Source organism: Gammaproteobacteria bacterium (assembly GCA_011375345.1).
Classification (GTDB): domain Bacteria; phylum Pseudomonadota; class Gammaproteobacteria; order DRLM01; family DRLM01; genus DRLM01.
Window position 1 is genome coordinate 26617 of sequence record DRLM01000053.1, and the last position, 20776, is coordinate 47392.

Here is a 20776-nt window from a genome sequence, read left to right on the forward strand (position 1 = left end):
CATCTCCTCTATGGCCTGCCTCTTTCTCAAAGAGGGGAGTGAGCGCGGGGAGGTGGGCGCTGACGGCGGGGGGACCGATCCTGGCGCCTTTTCAGGCTGGACCCTCCAGACAATTCGGGTAGACTGCCCGGCTACCTTGTTGACCGGATTGTTGAATGGGCGTGCTCGGGTGGATCATTCTTTTCAGCCTGCTGGGTGGTGTGCTGAGTGTGGTGGCGGCGGGAACGTTTTTGCTGCTGCCGTCGCTGTGGCGTGAGCGCCTGCTGCCGTACTTGATCAGTTTCGCCACCGGCGCTTTGCTGGGGGCGGCGTTTCTGGCTTTGTTGCCCCACGCCATGGGGGCGCCCGGTGTGGACGATGTGCACGATGTGCACGATTTGATGTTGGCGGTGTTGCTGGGTGTGCTGGCGTTTTTCGTGCTGGAAAAAATGGTGCTGTGGCGCCATTGTCATCATCGCCATTGCGAGGCGCACGATCCGACGGAGAGCGGCTCACAGGGCGAGGCGTCGGCGGGGGTCATCGTGCTGGTGGGGGACAGTCTGCATAATTTCGTGGACGGCATCATCATTGCCGCCGCGTTTCTCTCCGACAGTCATCTTGGCATGGTTACCGCCCTGGCCGTGGCCGCCCATGAAATCCCCCAGGAAGTGGGCGATTTCGCCGTGCTGCTGAGTAGCGGCTTCAGCCGGGGCCGGGCCATGGGGTTCAATCTGTTGTCGTCCCTGGCGACGGTGGTGGGGGCGGTGCTGGCCTATTATGGTTTGCAGGATGCCCAGCAACTGGTGCCCTATGCCTTGGCGGTCGCGGCGGCGAGCTTTATTTACGTGGCGGTGGCGGACTTGATTCCGGGTTTGCACGAACGGGTGGAACTGAGTGCAAGCTTGCAGCAAATCGGCTTGATTTCCGCAGGTGTGCTGACCGTTTATCTGGCCCACAGCACCCTGCATTGAGGGGGTTCGGACATGAAGCACTGGTATATGTTGACGGTGGTGGGCAGGGACCGGCCCGGTATCGTGGCCCACGTGACCCGCGCCTTGTACGAGGGTGGCGCCAATCTGGGGGAGGCTTCCATGCTGCGCCTGGGGGGTAATTTCACCATCATGCTGATGGTGGAGTTCGACGGCACGGCCAGGCAGCTGGCAGTGACGGTGGAGCCGGTGATCCAATCCTTGGGGTTGCACCTGCACGTGGACGCCATCGAGGGCCGCCTGCACGAACACTTGCTTCCCGATGTGCGTATTACCGTGTTCGGGGCGGATCGCGCCGGCATCGTCGCCAAAGTGACCGGCATCCTGGCGGAGGCGGGCTTGAATATTCTCGATCTGGACTCGGATGTGGCGGGCAGCACTGACGCACCCCTCTATATCATGCATATCGAGGGTCAGGCCACTGAAGGTGTTGAAGCCCTGGAATCCGCTCTCAGTGTCGTGCGCCAGGAAGGCGTGGAAGCCCGCCTTGGCCTTGTTGAGACCATGGTGGGCTGATGGCGCTGGAGATTCTGACCTATCCCGATCCGCGCCTGAAGCAAGTCTCTTCACCGGTGGAGGTTTTCGATCAGTCTTTGCTGGCGTTTGTGGCGGAGCTGGCGGCCACCATGGGCGAGGGTCCCGGTGCCGTGGGCATCGCCGCGCCCCAGGTGGGCCGTTTCCAACGCATCGTCATTGTGGACTGCTCCGCCCGGCGCCAGGTGGAGAGCCACGGCCGCATGGTGCTGATCAACCCCGAAATCAGCGCATGGGAGGGCCTGGACGTGGGCCGGGAGGGCTGCCTGTCTGTGCCCGACTACACCGGCAACGTGATCCGGGCGGCGCGCATTGTGGTGGACGCCTTCGATGAGCATGGCGCGCGGCAGCGCTACGAGTGCGCCGGTTTTGAAGCCCGGGCCGTGCAGCACGAAATCGATCATCTCGACGGCCTGCTGTTCCTCGACCGCCTGGTGAGCCGGCGCAACGACCTGTTTCGGCGCAAGGTCTACAAATAACTCTACTCTTGCGTTTCCGTGCCTTGCGATGTCAACCGACGCCGCCGTGCGACGTTAGAATGACAAACAGCCGTGACCGGGTTTGGACTGATGGCAGCCAGGGCGGATCGCGGGCGTGGGGGGGATGCAAGTGTCAGATGAGGACCGTTTGTTTGTTGCAACAGGCGCGGAATTTGAGACGGCATAGACGGGGAGGAAGCAGACACTGGCCGCCACCGAAGCTCTGGAGCGATTTCTCGCCGGAGTGGAAAAACGCGCCCTGCATATGGCGCGGATCGCCACCGGCGATACCGACGAGGCATTGGACGTGGTACAAGACGCCATGATGAAACTCGTCCAACACTACGCGGACCGCAGCGAGGCCGAGTGGCCGCCGTTGTTTTACCGGGTGTTGAACAACCGCATCAACGACTGGCACCGCCGCGGCGCAGTGCGGCGGCGCTGGATGGCGTGGCGCCGCGCGCCGGAGGAGGGCGATGACCATCCTGAGCTGGACTGGCACGACCCTGAGGCCCCCGGCACTGAGCGGCGCGTGGCGGGCGAGCGGGCGGCTGAAGCACTGGAACGTGCATTGCGCAGGCTGCCGCCGCGTCAGCAGCAGGCGTTCATGCTGCGCACCTGGGAAGGTCTGGATGTGGCCCAGACAGCACAAGCCATGGGGTGCTCCGCCGGCAGTGTGAAAACCCATTACTCCCGTGCCGTGCACACCCTGCGCGAGCAACTTCAGGATCATTGGCCGTGACCCCGCGTGACGATGAGCAGGTTTTTCTGGACCACGCCAAGCGTGTGCTGGAGGCGCGGGCCGAATCCCTGGACGAACTCACCCGCGCCCGTTTGCGTGCCGCGCGCAAGCAGGCCCTGGCCGCCGCAGCGCCTGTTCGCACGCCGTGGAAAGGGCGTGCCTTCGGGGGCGCTTTCGCCACCGCCGCCGTAGTGGTGCTTGCCGTCGTGTTGTGGTCCGGCCCTGAACAGGGGTTGGATCCGGTGGTTCCCGCTGCTGAACTGGATGATATGGAGCTCTTGCTGTCAGGGGAAGAGCTGGAGGTTTTCGAAGACGCGGATTTTTACCTGTGGTTGGCCGATGTGCATGAAACGGGTTAGCGTCGTCTGGTTGTTGATGCTGGTGCTGATCCCTTTTGCGGCAGTGGCAGACGACGCACCGGAAGACGAGTCGCCCTCTCTTGAACTCTTGGAATTTCTCGCTGATTGGGAAACGGATGACGGTGAATGGGTGGATCCCATGCGCTTTCAAGGTCCGGAATCCCAAACAACAGCAGTACAGGCGGATGAGCGCGATGAAGATTAGAACCCTGATACTGGCCTTTTCCGTGGGGCTCGGCGGGTGGTTGCCGGGAGCTTTCGCCCTGGATTGGTCCTCCCTCAGCCCGGGGGAACAAGCCGTGCTCAAGCCTTTCGCCGATAAATGGGATCAATTGCCAGCAGATCGTCAGGCCCGTCTGCAACGGGGCGCCCAGCGGTGGGCGGAAATGGATGCGGGTGAACGGAAGCTGGCGCAACAACGGTTTAAGCATTGGCGTGAACTGTCACCCGAGCAAAGGGCGAAGATGCGCGAACGTTTCAGGCGATTCAAGGCCTTGCCACCGGCGGAACAGGCTCGAATCCGGCGGATGTGGCAGTGGTTCAAGGCGCAGCCCCCCGAGCGGCGCCGTAAGCTGCGGCAGGAATGGAAAAGTTTGACACCGGAACAGCGCCGCAAGGCACGGCAGCAAATCCGTCATGGCGATTTGATGCCCCATGAGAGACGGCGCTTGCAGGAGGGGATCCATGCTTTGCCACAGAGCGAGCGCCAGCGGCTGAAAGAGCACTGGCGTGAACTGTCGCCCGCTCAGCGGGACCGGGCGCGCGACGCACTGCGGCAGATGACGCCGCGGGAGCGGCATGAGGCCCTGCAGCGGTTTCGGCACCGCGAGAGCCAGGGGTTTCACCCCCGGGCGCGGCCGCAACGGTAGATTCCGCCGTGCCGTCTCCTCCTGCCGGGCAATGCGGGCCAGGAACCTGCCGGGTTTCGGATGAATCGGCTGCAAAACCGGGAGATGTGGTCCTTGTTGGCGCGATTTTTCGTCACCAGGCACCCCCTGGGCGTCTCAACATCGCGACAATCTGCCCTCGTTCTCCCGCTTTTTCGCTCGATCCTCCTAAATCCGACAGTCCTAAGGCGCGGAGCTTAGAACATTGTGACCGGAAAAGCGCAGCGCTGCAGCGCCGCTGCCGCCCACGGCGAAGTCAAGCAGCGCAGGTTCTTCCAGGCGGAAACGGGGGGCTGGGGTGCCGGGCGGCGGGCTGATGTCCAGGGTGTCGAAGCGTACCCCCAGACTGGCTTGGTCATGATTTTCCCTGGCGCCGCCGAAACTGACTTCCCAATACACGGTGACCGCGTCCGGGACAGTTTCAACAGCATGGGCGGGGGCGATGATCACCGCGCAAAGCGCGAGCGCTGGGAGCCGTTTTTTCATTGTGCGTTACAACCGAATCGCATATCCGTTGCGGATGGCGCCAAAGTACCGTAGTTTTAAAATGAATACAAGCAAAAGCTGTGTGGTTTTGTTTTGTCAAGCTGCCGGGAGCCTGCCGTGGGTGACGTTGTTCCTTTCAAACGACCGAAATTATCAGACAAACACCGGGGCCGTGCGTTGTGCCGCAGCGGCTTTCATCAATGGACCGTGCAGGCGGAGCGCCGTTTCGATGTCAAACAGGGAAAGCTGATCACGGCTTACCGCTGCCGGCGTTGTGGGCTGACCAGAAACGAAGCCCGCTAGTTCCCCCGGGAATTATCGTGAAACGCTATCGGGTGACCGCTTTGTACGAACAGCCCCCCTTGGAGCGCACCGTGGAACTTTGCGCCGAAACGGCTGAGCGCGCCATGGTGAAGGCGCTCATTGAGCGGCGCCTGCCCGCCCACTTTGCCCGGGATGAAAAAGGCTGGTATCAGCCGGTGTTGTGGCGCCCTGAGCTGGCTGGTCCCAGGCGCTGGCCCACGCTGGTGGGGCGCGACACCCTGGTCTGGGGGGAAGGCCAGGGCGGCGAGCGGCGTTTGCGGTTTTATGTGGTGGATTGCGGGGAGCAGGGGTAGGTGTTGTCCGAGGGGGATTGGGCGGCGCTGTGGATTACCTTGCGCCTGGCCCTGGTCACCACTTTGGTGTTGTTGCTGCTCGGTACGCCTCTGGCGTGGTGGCTGGCGCGGCCGGGACGCTGGTGGAAGACCGGCATCGAAGCGGTGGTGGCCGTGCCGCTGGTGTTGCCGCCCACCGTGTTGGGTTTTTATCTGTTGACGGTCTTGAGCCCGGAGGGTGTCCTGGGCGGCGGCTGGCGCGCATTGACCGGTGGCTCTTTGGCGTTCACCTTCACCGGTTTGGTGATCGGCTCGGTGCTGTATTCCCTCCCCTTCGTGGTGCAGCCGCTGCAAAACGCCTTTGCCGCTGTGGGGCAGCGACCGCTGGAGGCTGCCGCCATGTTGCGCGCCTCGCCGCTGGACCGGTTTTTTTCCGTTGCCGTGCCGCTGGCGCGCCGGGGCTTCCTCACCGCCGCAACCCTGGGGTTCGCCCACACTGTCGGCGAGTTCGGCGTTGTGTTGATGATAGGCGGCAATATCCCCGGTCAGACGCAGGTGCTGTCCATCGCTGTCTACGATCACGTGGAAAGCCTGGATTACGGCCAGGCCCATATCCTGTCCGCGGGGCTGTTGTTGTTCTCCTTTGTGGTGTTGTTGGCGGTGTACGGGGTCAACCGCCGCCTCGCCGCTGTGGGCAGATAATCGAGCCGTCCTGCCCGCCCCCGTCGATGATTTCTGTCTGCTGAGCTAGAATCGCCGCCCATGGCAGTTCCTTTTGTTCACCTTCGGGTACACACTGAATATTCGCTCGTTAACGGCATTGTGCGGGTGAAGTCCCTGGTCGAAGCCGCGGTCGCAGCGGGCATGCCGGCGGTGGCGGTGACCGATCAGGGCAACCTGTTCGCGGCGGTGAAGTTTTACCGTGCGGCGCTGGCGGCCGGAATCAAGCCGCTTATCGGGGTGGATGTGTGGTTCCGGCGCGACCAGGGCGGGGGGGATCCCAGCCGGTTGGTGCTGTTGTGCCAAAACCAGGACGGCTACCACCGCCTCACCCGGCTCATTTCCCGCAGTTATCTGGAGGGGCAGGAGCGGGGTGTGCCCATGGTCCGCAGCGCCTGGCTGGAGGGTGGCACCGAGGGTTTGATCGCTCTCTCCGGTGGCCGCCAGGGGGAACTGGGCCAGACCCTGCTGGCCGGGCAGGACGCCCGGCTGCTGCTGGCCGACTGGCAGCGCTGGTTCCCGGACCGCTTTTACCTTGAAGTCCAGCGCACCGGCCGGCCCCAGGACGAAGACTACCTGCACGCCGCGGTGGAGCTGGCCGCCGCGGCGGACCTGCCGGTGGTGGCCACCAATGACGTGCACTTTCTCTCCCCGGACGATTTCGATGCCCACGAGGCACGGGTGTGTATACACGAGGGCCGGGTGCTGGGCGATTCCCGCCGGCCACGAATGTACTCCGAACAGCAGTATCTGCGTACGCCGGACGAAATGGCCGAGCTGTTCAGCGACCTGCCCGAGGCGCTGGAAAACACCGTGGAAATCGCCCGGCGCTGCAATCTGGAGCTGAACCTGGGCCAGCCAGTGCTGCCGGCATTCCCTATTCCCGGGGGCCTGACCACCGACGATTATTTCCGCCAGCAATCCCGCGCGGGGCTGGAGCGGCGGCTGGCCTTTTTATTTGATACCGGGGCGGAGAATTTTGCCGACATTCGCAAACCGTATGATGAACGTCTGGAGAGCGAGCTGGACGTGATTTGCCAGATGGGCTTCCCCGGCTACTTTCTCATCGTGGCTGACTTCATCCGCTGGGCCAGGCAAAACGGCGTGCCTGTGGGGCCGGGGCGGGGCTCAGGGGCGGGCTCCTTGGTGGCCTATGCCCTGGGAATTACCGATTTGGATCCAATACGTTATGACCTTCTCTTCGAGCGGTTTCTGAATCCAGAGCGGGTCTCCATGCCCGACTTTGACGTGGATTTTTGCATGGAGGGGCGTGACCGGGTCATCGACTACGTGGTGCAGACCTACGGCCGCGAGCGGGTCTCGCAAATCATCACTTACGGCACCATGGCCGCCAAGGCAGTGGTGCGGGACGTGGGCCGGGTGCTGGGCCACCCCTTCGGCTTTGTGGATCAGATTGCCAAGCTCATCCCCTTCGAACTGGGCATGACCCTGGATAAGGCCCTGGAACAAGAAGAGCAGCTCAAAGCGCGCTATGACCAAGAAGACGAGGTGCGTGATCTCATTGATCTCGCCCGCAAGCTGGAAGGGGTGGCGCGTAACGCCGGCAAGCACGCCGGCGGGGTGGTGATCGCGCCCACCGCGCTCACTGATTTCACGGCGCTCTACTGCGAGCAGGGCGGCGGCAGCGCCGTCACCCAGTTTGACAAGGATGACGTGGAAGCCGTCGGCCTGGTGAAGTTCGATTTTCTGGGGCTGCGCACCCTCACCATCATTGACTGGGCCGTCAAAACCGTCAACGCCCAGCAGGAGCAGGCCGGTGAGCCCCCCCTGGACATCGCCCGCATTCCCCTGGACGACGAAGCTGCCTTCAAGTTGCTGAAAAACTGCGAAACCACCGCCGTCTTCCAGCTCGAATCCCAGGGCATGAAAGACCTCATCAAGCGCCTCCAGCCCGACTGCTTCGAGGACATCGTCGCCCTGGTGGCCCTGTTCCGCCCCGGCCCCCTGCAATCGGGCATGGTGGATGATTTCATCAACCGCAAACACGGCCGCACCCGGGTGGAATACCCCCACCCCGATCTGGCGCCCATACTCAAGCCCACATACGGCGTGATCCTGTACCAGGAGCAGGTCATGCAAATCGCCCAGGTGCTGGCAGGCTATACCTTGGGGGGCGCCGATCTGCTGCGCCGCGCCATGGGCAAGAAAAAACCCGAGGAAATGGCCAAGCAGCGGGAAATTTTTGTCAGCGGCGCCACCGCGCGGGGGGTGGCGGAAAGCACCGCCACCTATATCTTCGATTTGATGGAGAAGTTCGCCGGCTACGGTTTCAACAAATCCCACTCGGCCGCTTACGCTTTGGTGAGCTATCAGACCGCCTGGCTGAAAGCCCACCATCCGGCCGCCTTTATGGCCGCGGTGATGTCTGCGGATATGCACAACACTGACAAAGTGGTTACCTTCATCGACGAAGCGCGGCGCATGAAACTGGACTTGCTGCCGCCGGATGTGAACAGTTGCGAGACCGCCTTCGCCGTGAAAGACGAGCGCACTGTCTACTATGGCCTGGGGGCCATCAAGGGTGTGGGCTCGGCCGCCACCGACGGCATTGTTGCCGAACGTCAGGAACACGGCCGCTACCAGGACCTGTTCGAATTCTGCCGCCGCATCGACACCCGCAAACTCAACCGCCGGGCCCTGGAAGCCCTGCTCCGCGCCGGCGCCCTGGACAAGCTGGGACCGGGCCGGGCCACCCTCATGGCTTCTTTGGACACCGCATTGAAGCTGGCAGAGCAACACGTGCGCGATATTGCCGTGGGACAAAACGATTTGTTCGGCGGCTGCGTGCACGTGTCCGAACAGGGCGAATTCGTGCACGCCGAAGAATGGAGCGAACGCGAACGCCTGCAAGGGGAAAAAGAAACCCTGGGGCTCTATCTCACCGGCCATCCCATTGAACAATACGAAAGCGAGTTGCGCCAGTTCGTCCGCGCCCGCCTGAGCGAGCTGCAGCCCGAGCGCAACCAGACCGTTGTCGTAGCGGGCCTGGTGGTGGGTCTGCGCACCCGCAACAGCAAGCGTGGCGACCGCATGGCTTTTGTCACCCTGGACGACCGCAGCGGCCGCATCGAACTGGCCGTGTTTTCCCAGGTCTACGCCAAATACCGCACCCTGGTGGTGAAGGACAAACTGCTGGTGGTGGAAGGCACTGTCAGCGTGGATGATTACTCGGGTGGCTTTAAGATGAGCGCCGAGCGTATTTTCGACATTGATCACGCCCGCGACGCCTTCGCCCGCCGTCTGGAAATCGCCGTCGATGCCCGCCGCGCGGCCAATGGCTTTATGCAGGCGCTGGAGCGGACCCTGGGGCCGTTTCGGGAGGGTCAGTGTCCGGTGTGGGTAAACTACCGCACCGCTTCAGCCCAGGCGCGCCTGGCCCTGGGGGATGACTGGCGCGTGATGCCCAGCGATGAATTGCTGCATCGTTTGCGGGATTTGGCGGGGGAGGAGGGTGTGCGGGTGGTTTACCAGTGACGTCTGAAACAGTGCCAGTGGCACAACTGAATGCAAGGGGTATTGAACCTGTGTCATGAACAAGCGGATTGTTGCCCTGCTGCTGGCCTTGATGTTCGCCGCCGGCGCTGCCGCGCAACACGCTGTACCAGCACCTGCCGCGGACATTTCGTCCTACCCGGATGGCTGGCGCGCCTACTTCATCGACGAGCCGGTATTCAACGGCCGTCTTTACATCGTGGAAGCGGGGGTCGGAAACAAGCAAACCGTTGTCCTCGTCCATGGCCTGGGCGATAACGGTCTCAACGACTGGCTGAACACCATCCCCGCCCTGGCAGATCACTTTCACGTCGTCGCCTTCGATCTGCCCGGTTTTGGCCGCTCGGATTCTGGTTCCGGTCTGTATTCTCCCTCCAATTACAGCCGCCTCATTCATTGGCTGGCGGGCCGCCTGGCCAAAGGAAAAGTGATCGCGATCGGTCATTCGCTGGGGGGCGCCATCGTGCTGCGTTATGCGCACGATTACCAACACGAAGTGGAGAAATTAGCCCTCGTTGACGCTGCAGGGATTTTGCAACGCACTGTGTTTACCAAGCATCTGGCACGCCTGACCCGGGCGTACCAGGCGCGCCTGGGCCGTGTCGGCGCATGGCTGGCGGATATTACCCGCCGCGTGGACAGCCTCAGCGAGCGCTTGTTGGAGGCCGCCGATGCTGTTCCTGATTGGTCCCAGATTATTCTCAACAACGAGATGGCGCGCGGATACCTGCTCAAAGACCACCACATGACCCATGCGGCCATGGCCTTGATCAACGAAGATTTCTCGAAAGCCATCAGCGAGGTCAAGGTACCCACCCGGATAATTTGGGGCGGGGTGGACAGCGTTGCGCCCTTGCGGACCGGAATCCTGCTTGCCGGCCGCATGCCCGATGCAACGTTGACGGTCATGGAAGGCGTCAATCATGTGCCGATGAAGCAGGCGCCCGCCGCCTTCAATGCCCTGTTGCGCGGCGCGCTGGTGGCGGATCAAACCGGGGAGCGCATCCGGGCGCCCCGGCCGCAGGCGGTCAACGATGACTTCGCCTGCCGGGGCCAGAGCGGAGTCCGAATCAATGGACCGTACCGGCGCATCGACATTCAAGGCTGTGAGCAGGTGATGCTGCAAGACGTGTTTGCCAGATCGCTGACAGTCTCGGCATCGCGCGTCATCCTTGAGAACGTCAAAATCGTCGCCAGGGGCACGGCGCTGTCCGCGCGGCAGTCCGTGATTGAAGGCACTTTGGTCCGGTTGCTGGGTGCCTTGCCCCTGCAGGCTACGGAAAGCCGAATCGATCTGGCCGGCTCGTCCCTGGTGTCAGATACGGATCGTGCGATGGCGCTGGAAGGGTCGGCCGTGTATTTCTCGGTGAGTGACGCCAGCACCAATGGGCGCAGCCGTTATTTGCATGGCATTGTCGCCGAGTGATGTTTGATTCTGTGTCCCTGATTTTACAGCTTCGTCGGTTTTCCATGTTTACACGCGGCAGGTCAGGTATGGGTTGCTCGGCAGGAATTTGCAGGGGTTCACCGCACGATCTCCCGCTCTCACCTCGAAGTGCAAATGCGGGCCGGTGGACCGGCCGGTGGAGCCCAACAAAGCGATGATTTGGCCTTGTTGCACCACTTGATTTTCTTTCACCTTGATCACGTCGTTGTGCGCATAATGGGAAGTGAGGCCATTGGCGTGATGCACAATCACCAGATTTCCATAACCGTTCCTGTGGTTTGCGGCAAAGATCACCGTTCCGGCGGCCACGGCATAAACAGGTGTTCCCGTCGGTCCGCCGATATCAATTCCGCGATGCCGGCCTCTCATTCGCCAACCGAACTGTGAAGTGACAACGGTGTTTTTTCCGGCCGCGACGGGCCACCGGAAAGCAGCCGCGCCGGCAGAGGGGTCCACTCCTGACGGAGGGGGCGGGCTGGCCTTTTTTCTCGAAGCTGGGGGGCGGCCTGCCGGGGATGCTTTTTTTGATTTGAGTATTCCCCTCAGCCATTTGTCGTCGGCGTCGCTGAGGAAGTCGCCTATCTTTTTGGTGGAACGGCTGACTCCTGTGCCAATCGCACTGACGCTTTTGTCATAAGATCGCAATACGGCATTGCCGAAATCAGACCCTGAAAGGGTGCCACGCACCGCCGAGCAGCCCCCCGCAGCGCCGATCAGGAGGCTGAGCAAGAAAAGTGGAAACGTATTTTTCCGCACCCCTGAATATTCCTCTAAACCAGCGGTTGACCGATCTGAAAAACGCATTTGTTCTGCCCCGACAGGGTACCCGATAGTTGCGGGGGGGTGCCATGAAAAAACGTCCGGTGAATGTTACCCCGCTGATCCTCCTGATGGTTGTTGCTTCCCGGATTGACGTCGAGTGCCGCGGCATTCATTCCGGATGGGGAGTGGTCGTCGTCGCACTGCTCTTCAGACCTGGCTCGCCTCACCGGCGGATTGTTCGGCTGGCTGTTTCGCAGCATTCAGGGGGCTGTTTACGCACGGTCTCCGGCACCGGAGGCGGCTTGAGCGGCTGCTCGTAGCGTGGGGTCCGGGCGGTGCTGCGAGGCCGGGCAGAAAAAAAGAAGGCGGTGACGCACCGCGTCACCGCCCGCTTTTATTGTTTTCCAGTGTGGGTTTGCGGGCCGCTCAGGCGGCATTGATGCCCAGTTTCTCACGCCAGCCCGGGAACAGCTTGTCGGCGTCGCCGGGGAACGATTCGAACGCGCGGGCAAACTCGTGATGCGTCTTGGCGAATTCGACGGGGTCGGCGCCTTCCTTCCAGCACTGGTACGCCTGATCCAGTGATTTACCCCCCGCCGCCGGGCTGTCAATATGGCCGAAGGCACCGCCACCACAGGTGTTGATCAGGTTGGCATGGCCCAGGTTCTCGAAGAAGCCGATCAGGCGCAGGGCGTTCATGCCGCCGGAGATGATGGGCGTGGTCGCCTTCATGCCGTGCCATTTCTGGTAGAAGTAGGGTCCCTGGCACTCATCGCGTTCCAGCATGTAGGCCAGCACGGTTTCGCCGGCATGCCCCTCCATCTTGCCGTAGCCCATGGTGCCGGTGTGGATGCCGGAGGCGCCCATCAGCCGGGCCAGCTTCATGTAGCACAGGGGATCCATGCCCATGGGGGATTTGTAGGACGTCACCGCGCCGTGACCCGCCCGGTGAAAGTGCAGGAAGGTGTCGGGAAAGGCACGTCGGCAGGTGGTGACGCCGGCGGGACCGGTGACGAAGCCGTCAACCAGGAAGGCGACATGATCGGCAGAGTTGTATTTGGCGAACTCTTCCAGGATGTATTCGCCGCGATGAATCATTTCCTGATGGAAATCTGCGGTGATGTTGGCGGAAAACAACTTGGCTTCACCGGTCTCCTGCTGGGCACGGTCCATGGCCTGCGCCACCAGCGGGATCACTTCCTTCATCGGGCAGAACGGTTGATTGGCCTGGGGCTCGTCGTTCTTGATAAAAGTGCCTCCCAGCCAGAAGTCATAACAGGCCTTGGCGAACGGTTCGGGCCGCAGGCCCAGTTTGGGTTTGATGATGGTGCCGGCAATGTAGCCACCGTCCACTTCGGGACGGCCCAGTACCTTCCACAGGTTGGTGATGTTGGCGGCGGGGCCATCAAAGCGCTTGATCATGCACTCGGGCACGAGGAAATCCAGCATGCGCAAGCCTTCATGGTCCCCCATGCCCTGGTTGTTGCCCAGAATCAGTGACCACATGTGAGAGACGTTGAAGACGCCGTCGGTCAGGTTGGGGTCAAACAGTTCAACGGGGTAGGCCACTTTCATCAGTCCGCCCTGGTCGCCAAAGGCGTTCTCGTCGATGTCATAGACCAGGGCGTCCACCCCCCGGGTGAAATCATCGGTGGTGGATACTTCCACGTTGGTGCCGGTGGAAGATTCGGCCGCAACGTGGGCGGCCACGGCCAGAAAACCGTGCCCCGGGGCGGGTTTCATGCGGTAGGCCACCAGCAGGTGTTTGCCATCGGCAATGAGATCTTCTTCTTTCAAATCAAGATCGGCATAGCGGCCGGATTGATCGTTTGCCATGAGTTCCTCCAATACGGTTGCAACGGGACAATATATTTCTCAATGCAGTATAAAAAATATGGTATATAAGAAAAATTAAGAATTACTTTCACAAAATAAAAGTATTGTTTATGAGAAGGCTGACTTTGCGACAACTCGAGATTCTCGCCGCCGTGGCCCGCTGCGAGAGTTTTTCCCGCGCCAGTGCCGAGCTTCATCTCACCCAGCCGGCCGTTTCCATGCAGATCAAGCAGTTGGAGGGCGCGTTGGGGATCCCCCTATTTGAACACATGGGCAAGCACATTCACCTCACCGAGGCGGGCAGGGAAGTGTTGCGGGTGAGCGAGGTGTTGGAACGCGAACTGACCAACCTCGACCAGCTCCTGGCGGATATGCAAGGGCTGAAAGGCGGCACCCTCACCGTGTCGGCGGCCAGCACCGCCAGCATTTTCACGGTGCGCCTGCTCGCCGTGTTTCGTGGTCTTCATCCGGATGTGCGCCTTCGTCTCAACGTGGTCAATCGTGAAACCCTGCTGAAGCACCTGGGCGACAACAGCATTGACCTGGCCTTGATGGGGCAGCCACCCGAGGGCCACCGTCTGGTGGCACAGGCGTTCATGGACAACCCCCTGGTCGTCATTGGTGCCGCCGGCCATGCCTTGGCGGCCAAGAAGAATATCCCCCTCGAAAGACTGCTGGATGAGCCCCTTATCGGGCGCGAACAAGGTTCGGGCACGCGCAGCGCCCTGGAAAAATTTTTCGCTGAGCGGGGGCACGTTTTTCAGGCGGCCATGGAAATGAACAAAAACGAGGCGATCAAACACGCCGTGGAGGCGGGCCTGGGGCTGGGTGTAGTATCACTCCACACGGTCAGGGCGGAAATCGACTCCGGCCAGTTGTGCGTCCTGGACGTGCAGGGGTTTCCATTGCGACGGCAGTGGCACCTGGTCCACCGCGAGGGCAAGCGGCTGAGTCCGGCCGCCTCGGCCTTTGCCCGCCTGGTATTGCAGCAGGCGGCCGAGTTCCAGGTTTACATTTGAGAGGGGGCTGGCTCGTGCCCCTTTTGGCGGTGGCTAAGCGCCCCCCGCGACGCTAGAATAACGCCCCCACGCGCGACACCCACGGACACGCCTTTTCATGAAACGCCATTTCCTGGATTTCGAACAGCCCATCGCCGAACTGGAGGCGAAAATCGAAGAACTGCGCTTTGTCAGCAGCGACAGCGATATCAACTTGTCGGAAGAAATCGGCAAGCTGGAGGAGAAAAGCCGGGGCCTGACGGAATCCATTTTTTCCAAGCTCAACGCCTGGCAGATTTCCCAGCTGGCGCGCCACCCCATGCGGCCGTTCACCTCCGATTACGTGGAACGCATGTTCACCGATTTTGAAGAGCTGCACGGTGACCGCAGCTTTTCCGATGACCGGGCCATCGTTGGCGGCCTGGCGCGACTGGACGGCCGGCCGGTGATGGTCATCGGCCACCAAAAGGGCCGCGACACTAAAGAAAAAGTCCGCCGCAATTTCGGCATGCCGCGCCCGGAAGGGTACCGCAAAGCCCTCAGGCTGATGGAAACCGCCGAGCGGTTCAAACTGCCCATCCTCACCTTCATCGACACCCCCGGTGCCTATCCCGGCATTGATGCCGAAGAGCGGGGCCAGTCCGAGGCCATTGCCCGCAACCTGCTGGTGATGGCGCGCCTCAAGGTGCCCATCATTTGCACGGTCATTGGCGAGGGCGGTTCCGGCGGCGCGCTGGCCATCGGTGTGGGCGACCGTGTGCTGATGCTGCAATACGGCACCTATTCCGTCATTTCTCCCGAAGGCTGCGCCTCCATTTTGTGGAAAAGCGCGGAGAAAGCGTCCGATGCCGCCGAAGCCATGGGCATCACCTCCGACCGTTTGCTGGAACTCAAACTGGTGGACGAGGTGGTGCCCGAACCCCTGGGCGGCGCCCACCGGGACGTGGACGCCATGGCCCAGCGTCTCAAAGACACCCTGGCGGAACACATCGCCCAGCTTACGGCGCTGGACACCGGCGCGCTGCTGGCCCGGCGCAGCGAGCGGCTGATGCAGTTCGGCCATTTCACCGGCTGATGTGACGTCCGCTCACCCTCAGTTTTCACCGCAAGCCCTGGCGCAGCGCCTTCAGGCCCACCTTCCTGCTGCGCGCCTGCTCGTCGCCTACAGCGGGGGACGGGATTCCCACGTTCTGCTCCACGCGCTGGCCAGTGTGCGGGACGGCTTGCCGCCACTGGCCGCCGTTCACATCGACCACGGTCTGCAAGCCACATCGGCCGCCTGGGCGGCTCACTGCCGGCAGGTGTGCCAGGCGCTGGGCGTCGACTACCTCGGTCGCCAGGTGACCGTCCGCGCCGCGCCGGGAGAGAGCCCTGAAGCCGCCGCGCGTCGGGCCCGCTACCGCGCCTTGCGCCAATGTGTGGAGCAGGGCACACTGCTGCTCACCGCCCATCACCGAGACGATCAGGCCGAGACGTTATTGCTCCAACTGCTGCGCGGCGCCGGCCCCCACGGTTTGGCGGCCATGCCCGAAGCGGCGGCTTTCGGGGACGGGCTGCACCTCCGGCCGCTGCTGGACTACAGCCGCGCTCAACTCGCCCGCTATGCCGCCGGGCAGATGCTGCACTGGATCGACGACCCCTCCAACGAAGACACCCGCTTTGACCGCAACCACCTCCGCCACGCCCTGATTCCCGGCATTGCCGAACGCTGGCCCGGCGCCGGCCGCGCCCTGGCCCGGGCGGCGGGCCACCAGGCCGAGGCCGCCGCTTTGCTGGATCAACTGGCCGCCGGCGATCTCGTGCAAGCGGCGGGAACGACGCCGGGCACCCTCAGCATCGCCTCCTTGCTGACCATGGACGGTCCCCGCCGCCGCAACCTTTTGCGTTATTGGCTGAAGGAAAAAGGCCTGCCCCTGCCCAACGCCGCCCGTCTGCTCCACATCGAGCAGAACGTGCTCCGCGCCCGCGCCGACGCCGAACCCCTGGTTCACTGGCCCGGCGCCGAAGTGCGCCGCTACCGGGACGCGCTCTACGCCGGTCCGCCCCTGCCGCCCATTGACCCGGAATTCGCCGTGGAATGGTCTTTGACCGGGCCCCTGATCCTGCCCGACGGCACGCGCCTGCGTGCCCGGCGTGGGGAAGGGGAGGGTATCCGGCTGGCTTGTTGTCCGGGCGGGCGCGTGACGGTGCGCTACCGCCGCGGCGGCGAACGGTGCCGGCCCGCGGGGCGGGGCGGCACCCGCCCGTTGAAAAAACTGCTTCAGGAACAGGGTGTGCCGCCATGGGCGCGTGAGCGCCTGCCCTTGCTGTATCATGGTGCTGCGCTGTTGGCCGTCGCGGGGGTGCTGGTGTGTGAGCCGGCGGGCGCGGCCCCGTCAGAACCGGGGGGGGTGATTGTCCGCGAAGGGGGGGGTTGGCCGTGAGGGGGTTGTTACGGGCTTGTTGGCTGAAATTGGAAAGTCCCCCCTCCCGGCCCGTTCTTTTAAAATTAATGAAGAGCAAGAAACCGGAGTGCCCGGTTCGCCACAGTTCCAGCCTTCCACTCCCTCTATGAGACAGGGGGATCAGGGGGGGCAAAAATATCAATTTCCCGATCCAACCCAGACCCACGGCAATCAGACAATGCCCGCCCAACTCACCCTCTTCGCCCCCGGCTTCTTCGGCCCGCCCGGCCTTCCCCGGGAAGGCGACTGGCTGGCCGGGCTGGATCTGTCCGCCACCACCGCCATGCTCAGCCGCGCCGACCGCAGCGCCGGCGGTGGGGGAAGTTTCGAAGCCGCGTTGTGCGCCTGTTTTGGTCTTCATTCAGAAGACAATGCGGATTTGCCCATCGCCGCCCTCACCCGGCAAATGGACAGGGGTGATGCCGGGCAGGACTATTGGCTGCGGGCCGACCCCGTGCACCTGCGGGCCGACCGGGACCGCCTGGTGATGCTGGGCAACAGCGCACTGGCACTGGAACCGGAAGAGCGCGCCCAGCTCAACGCCGAGCTGGCGCCCCATTTCGCCGAGCTGGGCATGGCCCTGGAGCTGGTCCGTGGCGGGCGGGCTTATCTTCGCCTGAGCCGGGCCGCCGCCGTGGTCACCTCGCCCTTGTCGGAAGTGGTGGGGCAGGACGTGCTTGCCCACATGCCCGACGGTCCCGATGCCGCAAGCTGGCGCAGTCTGCTCAATGAAGCCCAGATGCTGCTCCATGCCAGCCCCGTCAACCGGGTGCGCCGGCAGCGCGGTCTGCCGGTGGTGAACAGCTTGTGGTTCTGGGGCGGGGGCCGCCTGCCGGAGGGACTTACCGCAGCCGGCGACGTGCTGTGGGGCGAACAAGCCCTCGCGGTCGCCTTGGCGCAGGCGTCCGGGATGCACACCCAGCCGTTGCCCGCTGGGCTGGCCGAGGGCTTGGAACAGATGGAAGCGGGCCACCACTGGCTGGTGTGGGACAGGCTGTCCGAAGCGGTTTCCATGGGCGATATGGACGCCTGGCGGGACGGCTTGAATGTGCTGCATCATGCCTGGCTGGCGCCTGCGGCGGAGGCCGTGCGCCGCGGCCGTTTGCAGCACTTCACACTTCACACAATACATTCAATATTCTCCGTGACAAGTAGAACGCAAAAGCGTTGGTGGCGCCGTCACCGTTCCTTGCCGGCACTGAATGCCGGTAATGCCTTCGGTCCCCTCTCCCTCAGGGAGAAGGGCGGGGTGAGGGTGGACTAAACGTTCAGGGAGCGCCTTCACCTGTGCTTCTCCATATCCATAGGGGGTGGCAGGGAGGTTTGAGCCACGCTGCGGCGGTTTGATTTGGTGCCACCGCGCCCGGGCCAGTCTGGTTTGTGTCTGATTTCAATGGGTTGGCAATGCAGCGAAGGGAGCCGAATTGAAAAAAGTCATCATCCGCCGCCCCGCCGGGGACAGCGAACTGATCCTGCCCGACGATGTGCACCCCGTGCTGCGCCGCATTTACGCCAGCCGGGCGGTATCTCATCCGCGGGAGCTGGACTGCTCCCTGCGGCAGCTGCTGCCCTTCACTCAGCTCAAAGGCATGGACGCCGCCGTGGCCGTGCTGGCCCGGGCGCTGCGTGATCGTCAGCGCATTCTGATCGTGGGGGATTTCGACGCCGATGGTGCCACCGCCACGGCTGTGGCAGTACGGGCTTTGCGGGCCATGGGGGCGGCGCACGTGGACTTTCTGGTGCCCAACCGTTTCGACTACGGCTACGGCCTCACGCCGGAAATCGTCGTTGCCGCCGAATCCCTGCGGCCGGAGGTGCTGGTGACGGTGGACAACGGCATTTCCAGCCTGGCCGGGGTGGCCGCAGCGCGGGAGCGGGGCATGGCGGTGGTGGTGACCGATCATCATTTGCCCGGCGCTGCGCTGCCGGAGGCGGACGCCATTGTCAATCCCAACCAAGCCGGCGACAGCTTCCCCAGCAAAAACCTGGCGGGAGTCGGGGTCATTTTTTACGTGATGCTGGCGCTCAGGGCCCATTTGCGGGACAGCGGCGGGTTCGCCCGCGCCGGCATCACGGAGCCCAATCTGGCGGCTTTGCTGGATCTGGTGGCGCTGGGCACGGTGGCGGACGTGGTGCCGTTGGACCACAACAACCGCATTCTTGTGAGCCAGGGGCTGGCCCGTATCCGCGCCGGCCAGTGTTGTCCCGGCGTGCAGGCGCTGCTTCAGGTGGCCGGGCGGCCGCGGGAGCGGATCGGCGCCAGCGACATGGGGTATATGGTGGGGCCGCGGCTCAATGCCGCCGGGCGTCTGGAGGACATGTCCATCGGTATCGCCTGCCTGCTCAGCGATGATCTCACGCAGGCCCGCGCCTTGGCCGCCCGGCTCGACGCCCTCAACCGCGAACGCCGTGCCATCGAATCGGAAATGCGGGACGAAGCACTGGCGGAACTCAGCGCGCTGGCCCTGGATGAGGGCGCGGTCCTGCCCACCGGCCTGTGCCTGTATCAACCCCATTGGCACCAGGGCGTGGTGGGCTTGGTGGCGTCCCGCCTCAAAGACAAGCTGCACCGGCCCGTGATCGCCTTTGCCGCCGCGGGAGAGGGCGAGCTGAAGGGTTCCGCCCGCTCCGTGCCCGGCTTGCATATCCGCGATGCCCTGGACGCCGTGGCGGCGCGCCATCCCGGTCTGCTCAACAAATTTGGTGGCCACGCCATGGCTGCTGGTTTGTCGTTGCCCATGAACCAGTTCGAGGCCTTTCGTGTCGCCTTTGATGCAGAAGTGAAACGTCATCTGGGGAAGGACGATCTGCACGGGGTTATTCACTCCGACGGTGAACTGTCCCCCCGGGAACTGGATATCGGTTTCGCCGAAACCCTGCGCGCCGCCGGCCCCTGGGGGCAGGGTTTCCCCGAGCCCGTGTTCGACGGCCGGTTCAACGTTGCCTCCCGCCGCATTGTCGGTGAGCGCCATCTCAAACTTGCTCTGCGGCTTCCGGAGCTGGAGCGAAGCATCGATGCCATATGGTTCAATGCCGAGGACACGATTGAGGCCGACAGTGTCCGCCTGGCATACAAGCTGGACGTCAACGAATACCGCGGTGAACGGCGGGCGCAGTTGGTGGTCGAGCATATGGAATGAGCGTCAGGTCAAGTTTTTTTAGGGCGCCCGTTCCAGGATTAATGCTTAACGGTAAGGAGTAAGACACCATGTCCATGTCGCCAATGACGCTGCGGCAGTATTCATCCATCGCCGCTGCGGCGTTGCTGCTGATTCTGCTGGCCGGTTGCGAAAAAGAAATCCCCGTCGAACAGTCCATTAAAGAAGTGAGCCGCCTGCTTGAAGTCCGCAAACAAGCCATTGACAACAAAGATCTCGATCTCTATGCCTCAATCATCCTGCCCGGCTACAGCGCCAGCGGCATACCCTTCGAGGCAGTGGTCAGCGACATGGAACGCTTGTTCTCCAGCGACGAGAAGATCGAGTTCCGGTACAAAAGAACAAGGCCGTCCATCAAAGCCAATTCGGCGCGTGTCACCCAGATGATCGAATACCACTTTCTGCCATCGGGACGCAGCGTCAAGACCAGGGAAACCCTTGATCTGCGGCGGGTGGATGGGAAGTGGTATATCGCTTCGGGGATTGCGTTGGGAATGGGAGGATAGCGCGGAACCTCGTTGCAGCATCCAAGAGACATCGTCTTGTTCCGGGGCAAGGGGGGCTGGACAGTTGCCTTTCTTAAAGGGCTCTGACCCCTTAACCTTCCTGGGTTGCGGAAGGCCGGAAGGGTATTAGTATATTATAACTTGCTAATATTAATGACCCGGAATGTGTCTGTGAGGGGCGTGGATGCCTGCGTCATGACGGGCGGGGGCGGGATCCCTGGGATCGGGGTGCGTGTGCGGAATGTCTAACAATGTAAGACTTGTTCGCCCCTGGCCGAAAAAGGTAAACTAGTGGCGCTTAAGTTCGGTACTGTAGCGAACGTTGGGCAAACCCTTCCGTA

The 20776-nt window shown here is 62.7% G+C and carries 20 protein-coding genes; 17 read left to right on the forward strand and 3 right to left on the reverse strand.

Annotated features, from left to right (window positions below):
- Nucleotides 1-155: 155 nt before the first annotated feature.
- From ENJ19_03930 to ENJ19_03955, 6 genes are all read left to right on the forward strand, one after another.
- Complete coding sequence (locus tag ENJ19_03930; GenBank protein HHM04877.1) at nucleotides 156-950, forward strand: ZIP family metal transporter; 795 nt, start codon at nucleotides 156-158, stop codon at nucleotides 948-950.
- Between the two features lie 12 nt (nucleotides 951-962).
- Entirely contained in the window at nucleotides 963-1484 is a 522-nt protein-coding gene (locus ENJ19_03935; protein ID HHM04878.1) for an ACT domain-containing protein, read from the forward strand.
- Entirely contained in the window at nucleotides 1481-1981 is a 501-nt protein-coding gene (gene def / locus ENJ19_03940; GenBank protein HHM04879.1) for a peptide deformylase, read from the forward strand. Before ENJ19_03935 ends, def begins: the two co-directional genes overlap by 4 nt.
- A gap of 205 nt (nucleotides 1982-2186) precedes the next feature.
- On the forward strand, nucleotides 2187-2723 hold the full coding sequence (locus ENJ19_03945) for an RNA polymerase sigma factor (protein HHM04880.1): 537 nt from the start codon (nucleotides 2187-2189) through the stop codon (nucleotides 2721-2723).
- Nucleotides 2720-3082, forward strand: coding sequence for a hypothetical protein (locus ENJ19_03950; GenBank protein ID HHM04881.1), 363 nt, complete (start codon nucleotides 2720-2722; stop codon nucleotides 3080-3082). The genes ENJ19_03945 and ENJ19_03950 overlap by 4 nt, the downstream gene beginning before the upstream one ends.
- Before the next feature lie 80 nt (nucleotides 3083-3162).
- Complete coding sequence (locus ENJ19_03955; protein ID HHM04882.1) at nucleotides 3163-3951, forward strand: DUF3106 domain-containing protein; 789 nt, start codon at nucleotides 3163-3165, stop codon at nucleotides 3949-3951.
- Nucleotides 3952-4152: 201 nt separating this feature from the next.
- Here the strand turns inward: ENJ19_03955 and ENJ19_03960 are convergent, their stop codons facing one another.
- Complete coding sequence (locus ENJ19_03960) at nucleotides 4153-4455, reverse strand: hypothetical protein (GenBank protein ID HHM04883.1); 303 nt, start codon at nucleotides 4453-4455, stop codon at nucleotides 4153-4155.
- A 117-nt stretch (nucleotides 4456-4572) separates the two neighbouring features.
- On the opposite strand from ENJ19_03960, the gene ENJ19_03965 reads away from it, so the two are divergent.
- Genes ENJ19_03965 through ENJ19_03985 form a run of 5 tightly spaced genes read left to right on the forward strand, consistent with a single transcriptional unit; the run spans nucleotide 4573 to nucleotide 10710 of the window.
- Nucleotides 4573-4758, forward strand: coding sequence for a hypothetical protein (locus ENJ19_03965; protein ID HHM04884.1), 186 nt, complete (start codon nucleotides 4573-4575; stop codon nucleotides 4756-4758).
- A 17-nt stretch (nucleotides 4759-4775) separates the two neighbouring features.
- Nucleotides 4776-5072 carry a hypothetical protein gene (locus ENJ19_03970; protein ID HHM04885.1) on the forward strand — a complete coding sequence of 99 codons (297 nt, stop codon included), beginning with the start codon at nucleotides 4776-4778 and terminating at the stop codon, nucleotides 5070-5072.
- The gene (gene modB / locus ENJ19_03975) at nucleotides 5073-5753 is read left to right on the forward strand and encodes a molybdate ABC transporter permease subunit (protein ID HHM04886.1); all 681 of its coding nucleotides are present in this window, start codon (nucleotides 5073-5075) and stop codon (nucleotides 5751-5753) included.
- A gap of 60 nt (nucleotides 5754-5813) precedes the next feature.
- Nucleotides 5814-9266 carry a DNA polymerase III subunit alpha gene (locus ENJ19_03980; GenBank protein ID HHM04887.1) on the forward strand — a complete coding sequence of 1151 codons (3453 nt, stop codon included), beginning with the start codon at nucleotides 5814-5816 and terminating at the stop codon, nucleotides 9264-9266.
- A gap of 55 nt (nucleotides 9267-9321) precedes the next feature.
- Nucleotides 9322-10710 carry an alpha/beta hydrolase gene (locus ENJ19_03985; protein HHM04888.1) on the forward strand — a complete coding sequence of 463 codons (1389 nt, stop codon included), beginning with the start codon at nucleotides 9322-9324 and terminating at the stop codon, nucleotides 10708-10710.
- 48 nt (nucleotides 10711-10758) lie between these two features.
- On the opposite strand, the gene ENJ19_03990 is transcribed toward ENJ19_03985, so the two are convergent.
- Together ENJ19_03990 and ENJ19_03995 are read right to left on the reverse strand one after the other, a co-directional pair.
- The gene (locus ENJ19_03990) at nucleotides 10759-11535 is read right to left on the reverse strand and encodes a M23 family metallopeptidase (GenBank protein HHM04889.1); all 777 of its coding nucleotides are present in this window, start codon (nucleotides 11533-11535) and stop codon (nucleotides 10759-10761) included.
- Nucleotides 11536-11919: 384 nt separating this feature from the next.
- A complete protein-coding gene (locus ENJ19_03995) occupies nucleotides 11920-13329 on the reverse strand; it encodes a ribulose-bisphosphate carboxylase (GenBank protein HHM04890.1) in 1410 nt (469 codons plus the stop codon).
- 110 nt (nucleotides 13330-13439) lie between these two features.
- Here ENJ19_03995 and ENJ19_04000 point away from each other — a divergent pair, with 110 nt between their 5' ends.
- The 6 genes from ENJ19_04000 to ENJ19_04025 all read left to right on the forward strand — a co-directional run bounded on the left by ENJ19_04000 (nucleotide 13440) and on the right by ENJ19_04025 (nucleotide 20435).
- Entirely contained in the window at nucleotides 13440-14348 is a 909-nt protein-coding gene (locus ENJ19_04000) for a LysR family transcriptional regulator (protein HHM04891.1), read from the forward strand.
- A gap of 97 nt (nucleotides 14349-14445) precedes the next feature.
- A complete protein-coding gene (locus ENJ19_04005) occupies nucleotides 14446-15402 on the forward strand; it encodes an acetyl-CoA carboxylase carboxyltransferase subunit alpha (protein HHM04892.1) in 957 nt (318 codons plus the stop codon).
- A gap of 37 nt (nucleotides 15403-15439) precedes the next feature.
- Nucleotides 15440-16750 carry a tRNA lysidine(34) synthetase TilS gene (gene tilS, locus ENJ19_04010; protein HHM04893.1) on the forward strand — a complete coding sequence of 437 codons (1311 nt, stop codon included), beginning with the start codon at nucleotides 15440-15442 and terminating at the stop codon, nucleotides 16748-16750.
- 199 nt (nucleotides 16751-16949) lie between these two features.
- The gene (locus ENJ19_04015) at nucleotides 16950-18035 is read left to right on the forward strand and encodes a hypothetical protein (protein HHM04894.1); all 1086 of its coding nucleotides are present in this window, start codon (nucleotides 16950-16952) and stop codon (nucleotides 18033-18035) included.
- Nucleotides 18036-18195: 160 nt separating this feature from the next.
- Nucleotides 18196-19911 (forward strand): single-stranded-DNA-specific exonuclease RecJ, encoded by a 1716-nt coding sequence (gene recJ, locus ENJ19_04020; GenBank protein ID HHM04895.1) that lies wholly within the window; start codon nucleotides 18196-18198, stop codon nucleotides 19909-19911.
- Between the two features lie 68 nt (nucleotides 19912-19979).
- Nucleotides 19980-20435: a hypothetical protein gene (locus ENJ19_04025; GenBank protein ID HHM04896.1), complete on the forward strand. Its 456-nt coding sequence runs from the start codon at nucleotides 19980-19982 to the stop codon at nucleotides 20433-20435.
- Nucleotides 20436-20776 lie beyond the last annotated feature (341 nt).

Excerpts from the sequence above, each read along its gene's own strand:
- ENJ19_03930 (HHM04877.1), top strand. The coding sequence starts at position 156 with ATGGGCGTGCTCGGGTGGATCATTCTTTTCAGCCTGCTGGGTGGTGTG.
- ENJ19_03935 (HHM04878.1), top strand. The coding sequence starts at position 963 with ATGAAGCACTGGTATATGTTGACGGTGGTGGGCAGGGACCGGCCCGGT.
- ENJ19_03960 (HHM04883.1), bottom strand. The coding sequence starts at position 4,455 with ATGAAAAAACGGCTCCCAGCGCTCGCGCTTTGCGCGGTGATCATCGCC.
- ENJ19_03980 (HHM04887.1), top strand. The coding sequence starts at position 5,814 with ATGGCAGTTCCTTTTGTTCACCTTCGGGTACACACTGAATATTCGCTC.
- ENJ19_03985 (HHM04888.1), top strand. The coding sequence starts at position 9,322 with ATGAACAAGCGGATTGTTGCCCTGCTGCTGGCCTTGATGTTCGCCGCC.
- ENJ19_03990 (HHM04889.1), bottom strand. The coding sequence starts at position 11,535 with ATGCGTTTTTCAGATCGGTCAACCGCTGGTTTAGAGGAATATTCAGGG.
- ENJ19_03995 (HHM04890.1), bottom strand. The coding sequence starts at position 13,329 with ATGGCAAACGATCAATCCGGCCGCTATGCCGATCTTGATTTGAAAGAA.
- ENJ19_04000 (HHM04891.1), top strand. The coding sequence starts at position 13,440 with ATGAGAAGGCTGACTTTGCGACAACTCGAGATTCTCGCCGCCGTGGCC.
- ENJ19_04005 (HHM04892.1), top strand. The coding sequence starts at position 14,446 with ATGAAACGCCATTTCCTGGATTTCGAACAGCCCATCGCCGAACTGGAG.
- ENJ19_04015 (HHM04894.1), top strand. The coding sequence starts at position 16,950 with ATGCCCGCCCAACTCACCCTCTTCGCCCCCGGCTTCTTCGGCCCGCCC.
- ENJ19_04025 (HHM04896.1), top strand. The coding sequence starts at position 19,980 with ATGTCCATGTCGCCAATGACGCTGCGGCAGTATTCATCCATCGCCGCT.